Genomic DNA, 11453 nt, shown 5'->3' on the forward strand with positions numbered 1-11453 from the left:
GGATAGCGCGACAAGCTTTGAGAGATATGCCTTTGGCTCGATCCGGAGGCCCGGATAAAACAAGAGTCCAATCGCAGACGGGGCAGCGGACGGGCGAATGACAATGAAACCATCATGCCCGCTGATCACAACGCGAGAATCGTTCAGGGCGCGGGCCTGCGCCAGAGGGTCCGCTCTGTACGCATCGAGCGCCCATGCGATGAAACCACCCCCCAGGAGCGTGGCAAATCCTGTGCCCACGCCGATCGCAATCAGCAGCTTCTTCACGTCTAATCCTCCTCCAGGAGGCTGCCGAGTCGATCGAGGCGACGCTCCCACGACGTCCGGTGTTCTCTGATCCAGTGCTCCAGGGTCTCGAATCCCGACGTATCCAGGCTGCACATTCGTACGCGCCCCTTCTTGTGGGACTTGAGCAAGGCACAGGACTGAAGAATGCGCAGATGCTGGGTCACGGCCGTGACGGTGATACCGAGCGGCCTGGAAAGGTCCGACACGGACATTGGACCGGCACTCAAAAGACGAATGATCCGACGGCGCGTAGAATCACCAAGGGCATCCAGGATTCGATCGACCCTGCCGATGCGCAAGGCCATGGACGTGGCCATTGACACGGTCCTCCGGTTTTCCGTGCAGGTGCCTAAACGACCGGCTCAAGTCGATCGAGCAGAGCGCGCCATCCAGCCTCGCGAATTTTGGGACCGTCCGCACCCTCGAAGAAGACGGCCTGATGGGTCAGGACCAACAGCGTCCCCGAATTCTTTGGACGGAATTCCGCGGTCACGAGGGATGCGGATATGCGCCGCTCTCCTAACGTCATCGTGGAAGCCGTAACAACGCGGCGATCAGCAACTACATCCAGAAAGTGCCCGTCGTAGGTGAGCGCGACCGAGGCGAAAGGCGTGCCCTTCTTGAAGCGGTATTGGGCGCGCTCTCGCCCTCCAACGGCAAAATCCATGCTGAAATGCTCGACGTCATGGTCAGGGCCTTCAGCAAACCAGCGCCGCTTCTTGGACGCGTCGGAAAAAGCCGCGAATACCTGGATCGGCGGCTTGAGATACATGCGCTCGATGACAAACGTGTTGTCGACGATGGATTGATCGGTCATTGCCGCCCTGCTCATTAGTGAAGTCTATACTTCAGTATAAGCGCGCGGCGCGATAGTCAAGTGGCGACTTCAGTATCAGAACCGTCTGCATGGAGAAGCCGGCGATTTGCGCACGCTGAAGCGCGGGATGCGGTTGATCTGAAGCTTCGAATCGAGCGACAAGAACAGCATGAGCGACTGGCTGCACAATCTGCCGCTGCCCTTGATGGCGCTGGTGATCTTCGGATTCACCTATTTGCTCGCCGGGGCGATCTTCGCGGGCATCGCACTTGTCGCGACCGGCGAGCGCGCCAAATCGCTGAAGGCGATCTCGCCGGGCATGCTGCCGGTGCTCGGCATCATCTTCGGCCTGTTCGTCGCCTTCACTGCGGCGCAGGTCTGGGGTGACGGCGACCGCGCCGGCGCTGCGGTGAGCCGCGAGGCCAGTGCGCTGCGAAGCGCCGTGCTGCTGGCCGCAGGCCTGCCGGCGGAGCAGGAGACGCGGCTGCGCGGCCTGGTCCGCGACTATGTCGGACAGGCCGTGACAGTGGAATGGCCGATGATGGCGCATCAGGCGGTCTCGTTGAAAGTCACGCCGCCTGCGCTTGCGGAAGCGTTGCAGCTCGTCATCGCGATGACGCCGCAAGGCACGGGGCAGGCGAATGTGCAGCGCGAGCTCATCGCAGCGCTGGAGCAGGCGCTGGATGCACGGCGGCAGCGGATCATCGTCAGCCTCGCCGCAGTGAACCCGGTCAAGTGGTGGTGCCTGTACCTCCAGGCCGTCTGCGCGCTGCTGGTGATCGGCCTCGTTCATTGCGACAACCGCCTGGGATCGGCGATCGCTATGGGCCTGTTCGCGACGGGAGTAGCCACCTCCGTCCTGCTCATCGCCGCACATGACCGGCCCTTCGCCGGCCAGATCTCGATCCAGCCGGAGCCGCTGCTCCAGATCATGCCGGCGGCAGCAAAGAGCTAGCGCGCGAGCGCTCCGTCAGGCCTCAATAGCAATATCGGGGATCGACCGGGACGTAGCGTCCGTCGGGGCGCTGCATGTAGCAGCCGCGCTGATAGGCGTAGTAGCCGGAGCGGCGGCGCTCGCCCTCCGAGGCGATCGCGGCGCCCGTGCCGGCACCGACGACGGCGCCGATTGCTGCACCGCGGCCGCCACCGATCGCGCCGCCGAGGATCGCCCCGCCGACACCGCCGATGATCGCGCCGCCGACGGCATCCTGGGCCGCCGCCTCATGCGCCGGCATCGCCAACGCAACCGTCAGACACGCCGCGATCCCAAGACTTCCAATGCGAAGACCTCGAAGCATGCTCGCCCTCCCCTGTGCTGAGCTGTGTCATAGCGCCGCAAGCGGATTCGAGCCAGACAAATTGCCGGCGCCGCAGCTGGAACGCGCCGCGATGGCGCCGGGGGCGCTGCGCGACGGCAGCCCAGACCGTACCGTGTGCGATGCACATGCAGGCCGTCGAAAGGTCAGGGCTCCATCCAGCGCTGCACGGCCTCGGCGGTGTCGGCGGGCGTGGTGTTGAAGCAGATCGCCGCATTCGGCGCCAGGCGGTGGACGAGGTTGAGCACCTTCTCGAACAGCAGCAGGCGCGCCTTCGGCTCGCGCAGGCCCGCTCCGATCACGATGCAGTCGAAGCTCTCGTCGCGCAACGCCGCCGTCACCGCGGCTTCGGCCGCCGCGTCGACATCGATCAGGCAGCTCGTGACGTGGTAGCCGAGATCGCGCAGACGCAAGAACTGCGCCTCGATGTAATTGCGCACGAGCTCCGGCGTCAGTTGCGGGAATGCGCTGTAGTCCGCAACGCCGGGTTCGATGCCGATCGCGAGGACGCGCTTGGCCATGCAAGCCTCCTGGGCAAGCCTCCTGACCGCGTACGTTGCTAACGGGCGGAGGCTCCCGCGGGTTCCCTCATTGTCGGACGCCCTGCGATGCCGGTCCCGCCGCCCATTTTCCCGCTGGAGCTGTAAGCCATTTCACATGCGCCTAGCCGGCAACCTGCCACATTTGCGCCGATCACGCTGGAGTCACGCCCCGATCACGGGGCCTGGTTCACTCTGACTTTCATATAATTTCGATAATTCATAATTTTTCGGGAGCGGGAAATGGTCTCATTCGAGAGTCTGAAAGGCGAATACGAGCGAAATTGGTCCAGTCTTGAGATCCGGCCTTCACGCCTTGCCGACGCCAACGCGGTCGCCCGCAAGGCGATCAACGGCAAGGCGACCTATCAGCAGATCGAGCGGCTGACCGGTGTTCCCTGGTTTTTTGCCGCCCTCTGCCACTATCGCGAGTCCAATTTCGATTTCGACACCTATCTCGGCAACGGCGAGTCGATCCATCGCGTGACGACCATCGTTCCGAAAGGGCGCGGCCCGTTCGCCACGTTCGTGGACGGCGCCGTGGACGCGTTCAGAATCGAAAATTTCATCGGCGCCCAGGACTGGGGCATCGCGCGGATGCTGTTCCGGCTCGAGGCGTTCAACGGCTTCGGCTATCACGCCAAGGGCTGCAATTCGCCCTATCTCTATGGCGGCTCGACACTGTACGGCCCGCCCGAAGCGAGGGGCGGCAAATTCGTCCGCGACCACGTGTTCGACTCGAACCACGTCGATTCCCAGCTCGGCACCGCCGTGATCCTGCATGCGATGATGGCGCTCGATTCCTCGATCACCCTCGACGGCAGCCCGCAATTCGTGGGCCGCGCCGAGCCCGAGGACGACATCGCCTCGACGGTCGTTCTCATGCAGCAGGCGCTCAACAAGCTCGGCGCCAATCCGCCGCTTGCGGAGGACGGCATCAGCGGACCGAAGACCAGGGCTGCGGTCTCGCAGTTTCAGCAGCAGAACGGCCTGAGGGATACCGGGCTTCTCGACGGGGCCACGGTCGCCGCCATCACGCGCGCGACGCAGTCGGGCACCGCCGGGCAGACCGGCGATCTGTCCCAGGCCCTGAAGCGGCTGGAGGACCTCGCGCAATTGCTGCGACCGTCCGCCGGCGGCGTAACGCCGGGGACGACGACACCGGGCAACACGCTGCCCGCCACCACCAACGACCCGATCAGCCTGTTCGAACGGCTCTTCTCTCTCATCAACAAGACGGCGCCCATGCCAGGACCAGTCACCCCGACCAATCCCGCCCCGGTCGATCAGCTGAAGCAGGTCGTCGACCTGCTCAGCGCCCTGCTCAACAAGGACGGCAAGCCCGTGCTCGGCCAGGTCAACGGCGCGCTCGGCGAGACCATCGGCAAGCTGCTCGACGGCAAGAAGACGGCACTCGGCATCGGCGGCTCGGTGCTCACCGCGCTGCTCTCGTCGGTGACGGCGACTCCCAACGCAGGCGGCATTGCCGGATTGCTCGGGACGATCGTGTCGGCGGTGCCGGGGCTCGGCCAGTTCGCGATGCCGATCTCGCTGGCACTCACGGCCTGGGGCGTGCTCGGCAAGCTGGAGAAGTGGGCGCAGGGCACCGCGCCGCCGCCGAAGCCGACGACGTAATCTGCGGCCATCCTTCGAGACGCCCGCCTACAGCGGGCCCTCGGGATGAGGTCGCGTTTCGCGGCGAGATATCAGCCCTCATGGTGAGGAGCCCGGGCGTCTCGAACCGTTTCAGCGCGCCTCAAGCCATGCCGCCGGCATCGGCAATGTCTGCCGCACGTCGTTCCATCAACCCGCGCTCGCGCGCATTGGTGGCAAGACGGGCGGCGGTCTCGAACGAAACCCGTGCCTCGGCGAAGCGGCCGAGCTTTTGCAGAAGGTCGCCGCGCACGGCCTGAAGATGGTGATACGTCCTGAGCGCCGGCTCGCCGGCGATCAGATCCACGAGATCGAGCCCGGCCTGCGGCCCTTCGGCCATGCCGAGCGCGACTGCGCGGTTGAGTTCGATCACCGGCGAGCGCACCAGCGTCGCAAGCTGGCCATAGAGTTCCGCGATGCGCCGCCAGTCGGTGCTTGCGGCCGTCTCCGCGGTGGCATGACACGCGACGATGGCTGCCTGCAGCGTGTAGAACCGGCCGGCACCGCCGAGCGCGCGCGCGCGATCCAGCGCCCGAAGGCCGCGGGTGATCTGCAGCCGATCCCACAGCCCGCGATCCTGGTCCATGAGCAGGATGGGCTCGCCATCGTGGTCGGTGCGGGCATGCATCCGCGCGGCATTCAGGTCCATCAGCGCCATGAGACCGTGCACCTCGGGCTCGAGCGGTGCGAGCCCGACCAGCACCCGTCCCATGCGCAGAGCCTCGTCGCAGAGCTGCGGCCGCAGCCACTCCTCGCCGCGTGAGGCCGAATAGCCCTCGTTGAAGATGAGGTAGACGACCTCGAGCACCGAGGCGAGACGCTCGGAAAGCGCCTCGCCGCTTGGCGTTTCGTAGGTGAGGCCCGACCGCGAAAGCGTGCGCTTGGCGCGGACGATGCGCTGGGCGATGGTTGCCTCCGTCACCAGGAAGGCGCGCGCGATCTCGTCGGTGGTCAGGCCGCAGATCATGCGCAACGCCAGCGCCGCGCGGGCCTGCCGCGGCAGCAGCGGGTGGCACGCCGTGAAGATCAGCCGCAGCCATTCGTCACCGATGTCGTCGTCGAGGGCGGTGTCGAAATCGGGCATCGCGTCCTGTTTCTGCATCAGGTCGTGCGTCAGCAGGTCCTGCTTGCGGGAGAGCATTTTCGCCCGGCGCAGATGATCGAGCGCACGGCGCTTGGCTGTCGCAACCAGCCAGGCGCCGGGATTATCCGGCACCCCGCTGAGCGGCCAGGCTTCCAGCGCGGCGACCAGTGCGTCCTGGGTCAATTCCTCCGCGAGCGTCACGTCCCGCAGCATGCGCGACAGCGTCGCGATCAGCCGCGGCTGCACGACGCGCCAAGCTGCGTGAATCGCGCGATCGATGTCGGCGGCCGTCATCGCCGCCGACTAGAGCCCTTTCCGTTCCGACGGAATCGGAACGGGGCTCTAGATTCTTGTTTTGACGCGTTTTCTTTACGCGAACCGGTATCCACTTCGCTCGAAAACGCTCTAGGACGAGCGGTGGTGTCCATCAGGCGTGGGCGGCGACCCTGGAATGCGCGTCGATCTCGCACGCCACGTCGACACCCGGCGTCGCGAATGCCCGCAATTCGCAGGTGCCATCCCATCCCGGCATGTGATCGAGATGCAACTGCATGAATTCCTTCGCCATGGCCAGAGCTTCCGCCTTGTCGCGCAGCTCGAAAATGGCGTAGCCGCCGATCACTTCCTTGGCCTCGACGAAGGGGCCGTCGATGACGCTGAGCTCGCCGTCGACGATCTTCACCCGTGCGCCGGTCGCAAGCGGCATCAGGCCGCCGGTGTCGAGCATTCGACCGGCCTTGATCTCCCGCTCGGATATCTTCTGCATCGCCTCCGCCAGTGCCGGGGACGGGCCTGCCATCGGCTGGCTGGAGGTCACGATGTACATGAAGCGCATGGAAAAACTCCCTTGGCGCGAGCAGCGACCGCTCCGGCCGCTAACCGGCTCGCTATGGATGTGACGATTGAGCCTCGGCTAAATCGACATCCCCGGGAGAAATTATTGCCGCAGCATGATCAGGGGATCAGCGGTATCGGGAACGCGCCGCCACTGCGCGTTGTCGTCGGCCTCGAACTGCCAGATATCGCCTGATTTCGACATCAGGATGATCTGGCCGCGTTCGAGCCGCCATTGCGTCGGGTTGAACTGCGCGATCGCCGCATCGCATCTCGGCTTGAGGAAGACCTGGAAATTGTCGGGCCCGGCCTCGGTATTGGTCAGCGTCAGCCCGCAGACCGGCTGGCCGTTGCCGCGCACCATCGACCAGTCGCCGATCATCTGGTCCATCGACTTGGCCATCGAACGGGCGGCGGCGAGGTCTTGCAGGATGTAGACGCCCTCGCCCTGCCGCAGCCCCTCGAAGATGCCGGCCTCGACCTCGGTGAAGTCGATCACCGCTTCACCGGTCGCATCCTGCAAGCGAACGATGTCGAGACCCCTGACGCTCCAGGCGACGATGTCCTTGGTGAAGGGCAGCGCGGTCTTGCAGGCCGGCTCCAGCTCCAGCTTGAAGCCCTGGCCGGCAGCGTCGGCCTTCATCGTGACGACGCAGGTCTTGCTGCGCTCGGTGGTCGAGAGCTCCCACTGCCCGGGCATCTGCTTCTTCAGGGTCGTCGCATCCTGCGCAAGCGCAGGGCCGACCGCGGCGACACATGCCGCGATGGCCAACGCAACGCCCCGAAGAATGGTCATCAGCGCCCCTTGAACGGCGTTTCCGCAACCGGGGTCAACGGCGCCTTGCCGGCGAACCAGGCCTTGAGATTGTCGACGACGAGCTGGTCCATCGCGTTGCGCGTCACCACCGAGGCCGAGCCGATATGCGGCAGCAGCACGACGTTCTGCATGCTCTTGAGCTCGTCCGGCACGCTCGGCTCCGCCGCGAACACGTCGAGACCGGCGGCGAGGATGGTGCCGGACTTCAGCGCCTGCACCAGCGCCGGCTCGTCGACCACCGAGCCGCGCGCGACATTGATCAGCACGCCGCGCGGGCCGAGCGCCTTGAGCACCTCGGCATTGACCATCTTGTTGGTGCTGGCACCGCCGGGCACGATCACCATCAAGGTGTCCACCGCCTTCGCCATCTCGATCAGATCGGGATAATGCTTGTAGGAGACGTCCTTGGACGGGTTGCGGGAGTGGTAGACCACCGGCACCAGCGACGCGTCGAGCCGGCGCGCGATGGCCTGGCCGATCCGGCCCATGCCGACGATGCCGACCTTGCGGTCGCGCAGCGAGCCGACGCTGAGCGGATAGTTCTGCGTCTGCCAGAGCCCGGAGCGGACGTAACGGTCGGCCTTGATGAACTCGCGCACGGTGGAGATCAGGAGGCCCATCGCGACGTCGGCGACCTCCTCGGTCAGCACGTCGGGCGTGTTGGTGACGATGATGTTGTGCTCGGCCGCGTATTTGGCGTCGATATGGTCGTAGCCGACGCCGAAGCTTGCCACCATCTCGATCTTGGGCAGTTGCGACAGCGAGTCCTTGTCGGCGCGCACCGTGTGATAGGTCACCGCCACGCCGCGGATCTTTTCACGGACCGCGGGGGTCAACCGCTCGAGGTCGCCTCGCGTCTCGGCCCTGTGCACGACGAAATGATCGGAAAAACCGTTCTCGAGGATCGGCCGCACCGGCCCATAGATCAGAAGGTCGATCTTTTYGGACGAAATCGAACCGGCGGTCATCAATTTTCCTTTCCAAGCGCGCTTTCATGCCAGCGCCGTAAAACGAGGTGGGAAACTAGCGCCAGCACCCCATAGATGACAATCCCGGCCAGCGACAACAACAGCAGCGCGGCGAACATGCGGGGTATGTTCAATCGGTAGCCTGACTCGGCGATCCTGTAGGCGAGCCCGGAGCCGGCGCCGGCCGTTCCAGCCGCGATCTCGGCCACGACGGCGCCGATCAGCGACAGCCCGCCGGCGATGCGCAGGCCGCCGAGGATATAGGGCAGCGCCGCCGGCAGCTTCAGGAAGCGCAGGGTTTGTGGTGGCGAGGCGCCATAGAGCTGGAACAAACCGGCGAGGTTGCGGTCGACCGAATTGAGCCCGAGCGTGGTGTTGGAGAGCACCGGGAAGAAGGCGACGATGAAGGCGCAGACGACGACCGCGGTCTGCTGCTCCAGATAGATCAGGAGCAGCGGTGCAATCGCGATCACAGGCGTCACCTGGAGCACGACGGCGTAGGGGAACAGCGAATATTCCACCCATTTCGACTGGTTGAACAACAGCGCCAGCGCGATACCGCCGACGCTCGCCGCCACAAATCCTTCGAGCGTGGTCAGAAGCGTGGTGACGAGCGATTGTGACAGCACCGCCCAGTCCTTGATCAGCGTCAGGAAGATGACGGAGGGCGCCGGCAGCACGTAAGGCGGGATCTCCCTGATGCGGACCACGAGTTCCCAGGCGAGAAGCCCGGCCGCAAGCACGATGACGGGAAGCACGAAGCGCACCGCACGGTGCGCGCCGGACGGCCCGGCGGTGACGGAGGGCTGCGCGCTCATAGCGCCGGTTGCCCCGAATAGGACGGCGCCAGCGCGGCCGACACCTTCCGGCAATAATCCGAATAGGCGGCCGAGGTGCGAAACTCCTCGGTCCGCGGCTCGACCGTCTCGATGCGGATGTCGGCCTGGATCCGGCCCGGCCGCGCCGTCATGACCACCACGCGCTGCGACAGATAGACGGATTCGAACACCGAATGGGTGACGAAGATGACGGTCTTGCGCAAGGCCCGCCACAGCGCGAGCAAATCGTTGTTGAGGCGGAAGCGCGTGATCTCGTCGAGCGCCGCAAACGGCTCATCCATCAGGAGGATATCGGGATCGGTGACGAGCGCGCGCGCCAGCGAGACCCGCATCTTCATGCCGCCTGACAGCTCGCGCGGATAGGCGTCGGCGAAATCGGCAAGCCCGACGCTCGCCAGCGCTTCGTCGGCGCGCGCGCGTGCGTCCGCTTTCGGGACGCCTGCGAGCTTCAAGGGCAGCCGCACGTTCTCGCGCACGCTGGTCCAGGGCATCAGGGTCGGCTCCTGAAACACGAAGCCGATGCCGTGACCCGGCTGTGCAGGTCCCTCGTGACGCGCCATCCGCACGATGCCGGACGACGGCGCGCTGAGCTCCGCGATCAGCCGCAGCGCGGTCGACTTGCCGCACCCCGACGGCCCCAGCAGCGAGATGAACTCGCCCTTGCGCACGGCGAGATCGAGCGGCCCGAGCGCCATGACGCCGTTGTCATAGACCTTCGTCACACCGCGCAGGCTGACGGCGAGTGCCGTCAGGCTGGCCTCGACCCCGGACGAGGTTTTGCGCTCTACCATTGAGCGCTGGATGTGATGTGGTGGGATCGATCGGCAACCTGCACCTCTCCCCAGCGGGGAGAGGTGAACCGCGCCGCGACATATCGATCTAACTCCGGCATGCGTTACGGCTTGGTCGGGCGCAGCTCGACGCCGACGCCCTTGTTGACGAAGCGCAGCGTGTAGGACTTGCGGAAATCGAGATCGGGCTTCACCACACCCGCCTTCACCATCTTGTTGAAGAAGGAGGTGTAGCGCTCGTCGCTCATCGCGCCGATGCCGTTCTTGAGCGACTCGCCGGAATCAACGATGCCGTGTTCCTTCATCTTGGCGACGGAATAGGCCAGCAGATCGTCGGTCATCTCGGGATTGAGCTGCTTGATCATGGCATTGCCGGCAGAATTGTCGCGGTAGATGTAATTGTACCAGCCGATCATGGAGGCATCGACGAATCGCTGCACCAGATCGGGCTTCTTCTCGGCGATGTCGCGGCGCGTCTCGATCAGGGTCGAGTAGGTGTTGAAGCCGTAATCGGCGAGCAGCAGCACGTTCGGCTTGAAGCCGGCGGCCTTCTCGACCGCGAAGGGCTCGGAGGTGACGTAGCCCTGCATCGCGCTCTTGGGATTGGCGATGAAGGGCTGCGGATTGAAATTGTAGGGCCGGACGTTCTTCTCGTTGAAGCCGTATTCGGACTTCAGCCACTGGAAGTAGCTGGTCATGCCTTCCTTGGAGACGAACAGGGTCAGCGGCTTGAGGTCCTCGATCTTGGCGACCTTGGCGTCCGGCTGCGTCAGCATCACCTGCGGATCCTTCTGGAAGACCGCGGCGATGGTGACGACGGGGACGTTGTTGGCGACCGCGTCGAACGACATCAGCGTGTTCGCGGCCATGAAGAAATCGATCTTGCCGGCGATCAAGAGCATCCGGTTGTTCTCGTTGGGACCGCCGGGGACGATGGTGACGTCGAGCCCGTACTTCTTGTAGGTGCCATCGGCGACCGCCTGGAAGAAGCCGCCATGCTCGGCCTCGGCGACCCAGTTGGTGCCGAAGGTGACCTTGTCCAGGGTCTCGGCGCGCGCCGGGACGACCGAAACCAAAGCGGCCATCAAGCCCGCCGTTAACGCTCGCCGCAGATGAGAGAGGCTCATGATGGGACTCCGTCGATCGTGGCTGGCCGATGCCAGTCCAACGCGATAAAACCGCAAGACATCGGGGACGCGAGCCGGCCAGGCCCGCGTCCCCTCCATACCCCAAATTACGTGACAAATTCGGGCAAAGAAACCTCCAAGGACAACTTGATGACGCCGTCCCGCGACTGGACCGAGATCCGCTGGGCCGATGCCGGTCCAATGGAGGCGGCGCGCTGGATCGCGGTGCTGCCGCTGGCGGCGACCGAGCAGCACGGGCCGCATCTGCCGCTTGCAACCGACGTGCTGATCGCCGACGCCTATCTGGCGCGCGTGCGCGAGCTCTTGCCCGCAACCGTTCCGGCCAGTTTTCTCCCCGTCGAACCGGTCGGGATTTCCAC

At 65.0% G+C, this 11453-nt stretch carries 15 protein-coding genes; 3 read left to right on the plus strand and 12 right to left on the minus strand.

Annotated elements, in window-relative coordinates; genetic code table 11:
* The 3 genes from AC1D00_RS10090 to AC1D00_RS10100 all read right to left on the minus strand — a co-directional run.
* Positions 1–267: hypothetical protein (locus AC1D00_RS10090; protein WP_477010570.1), on the minus strand; the 267-nt coding region annotated here is incomplete at its 3' end.
* A gap of 2 nt (positions 268–269) precedes the next feature.
* A complete protein-coding gene (locus AC1D00_RS10095; protein WP_198033867.1) occupies positions 270–605 on the minus strand; it encodes an ArsR/SmtB family transcription factor in 336 nt (111 codons plus the stop codon).
* A 32-nt stretch (positions 606–637) separates the two neighbouring features.
* The gene (locus AC1D00_RS10100) at positions 638–1105 is read right to left on the minus strand and encodes an SRPBCC family protein (RefSeq protein ID WP_477010571.1); all 468 of its coding nucleotides are present in this window, start codon (positions 1103–1105) and stop codon (positions 638–640) included.
* 169 nt (positions 1106–1274) lie between these two features.
* Here AC1D00_RS10100 and AC1D00_RS10105 point away from each other — a divergent pair, with 169 nt between their 5' ends.
* Positions 1275–2060: a bestrophin-like domain gene (locus AC1D00_RS10105; protein WP_135179001.1), complete on the plus strand. Its 786-nt coding sequence runs from the start codon at positions 1275–1277 to the stop codon at positions 2058–2060.
* Positions 2061–2082: 22 nt separating this feature from the next.
* Here AC1D00_RS10105 and AC1D00_RS10110 read toward each other — a convergent pair whose 3' ends face one another.
* Together AC1D00_RS10110 and AC1D00_RS10115 are read right to left on the minus strand one after the other, a co-directional pair.
* Positions 2083–2403 carry a YMGG-like glycine zipper-containing protein gene (locus AC1D00_RS10110; protein WP_135179002.1) on the minus strand — a complete coding sequence of 107 codons (321 nt, stop codon included), beginning with the start codon at positions 2401–2403 and terminating at the stop codon, positions 2083–2085.
* A gap of 164 nt (positions 2404–2567) precedes the next feature.
* A complete protein-coding gene (locus AC1D00_RS10115; RefSeq protein WP_135179003.1) occupies positions 2568–2942 on the minus strand; it encodes a hypothetical protein in 375 nt (124 codons plus the stop codon).
* A gap of 261 nt (positions 2943–3203) precedes the next feature.
* Between AC1D00_RS10115 and AC1D00_RS10120 the strand changes: the two genes are divergently transcribed.
* Positions 3204–4595, plus strand: coding sequence for a peptidoglycan-binding protein (locus tag AC1D00_RS10120; RefSeq protein ID WP_477010572.1), 1392 nt, complete (start codon positions 3204–3206; stop codon positions 4593–4595).
* A 121-nt stretch (positions 4596–4716) separates the two neighbouring features.
* On the opposite strand, the gene AC1D00_RS10125 is transcribed toward AC1D00_RS10120, so the two are convergent.
* The 7 genes from AC1D00_RS10125 to AC1D00_RS10155 form a co-directional block, all read right to left on the minus strand.
* Positions 4717–5991: an RNA polymerase sigma factor gene (locus tag AC1D00_RS10125; RefSeq protein ID WP_404552260.1), complete on the minus strand. Its 1275-nt coding sequence runs from the start codon at positions 5989–5991 to the stop codon at positions 4717–4719.
* A gap of 133 nt (positions 5992–6124) precedes the next feature.
* Positions 6125–6532 (minus strand): YciI family protein, encoded by a 408-nt coding sequence (locus AC1D00_RS10130; protein WP_404552258.1) that lies wholly within the window; start codon positions 6530–6532, stop codon positions 6125–6127.
* Positions 6533–6634: 102 nt separating this feature from the next.
* Entirely contained in the window at positions 6635–7327 is a 693-nt protein-coding gene (locus tag AC1D00_RS10135; protein WP_477010573.1) for an AprI/Inh family metalloprotease inhibitor, read from the minus strand.
* A complete protein-coding gene (locus AC1D00_RS10140; protein ID WP_477010574.1) occupies positions 7327–8316 on the minus strand; it encodes a 2-hydroxyacid dehydrogenase in 990 nt (329 codons plus the stop codon). Before AC1D00_RS10140 ends, AC1D00_RS10135 begins: the two co-directional genes overlap by 1 nt.
* Positions 8316–9134 carry an ABC transporter permease gene (locus AC1D00_RS10145; protein WP_135179009.1) on the minus strand — a complete coding sequence of 273 codons (819 nt, stop codon included), beginning with the start codon at positions 9132–9134 and terminating at the stop codon, positions 8316–8318. Before AC1D00_RS10145 ends, AC1D00_RS10140 begins: the two co-directional genes overlap by 1 nt.
* Positions 9131–9946: an ABC transporter ATP-binding protein gene (locus AC1D00_RS10150; protein ID WP_135179010.1), complete on the minus strand. Its 816-nt coding sequence runs from the start codon at positions 9944–9946 to the stop codon at positions 9131–9133. The genes AC1D00_RS10145 and AC1D00_RS10150 overlap by 4 nt, the downstream gene beginning before the upstream one ends.
* A gap of 104 nt (positions 9947–10050) precedes the next feature.
* The gene (locus AC1D00_RS10155; protein ID WP_135179011.1) at positions 10051–11073 is read right to left on the minus strand and encodes an ABC transporter substrate-binding protein; all 1023 of its coding nucleotides are present in this window, start codon (positions 11071–11073) and stop codon (positions 10051–10053) included.
* A gap of 150 nt (positions 11074–11223) precedes the next feature.
* Between AC1D00_RS10155 and AC1D00_RS10160 the strand changes: the two genes are divergently transcribed.
* The coding region (locus AC1D00_RS10160) for a creatininase family protein (protein ID WP_477010575.1) at positions 11224–11453 on the plus strand (230 nt) is incomplete at its 3' end.

The organism is Bradyrhizobium sp. P2_E8, from assembly GCF_056403875.1.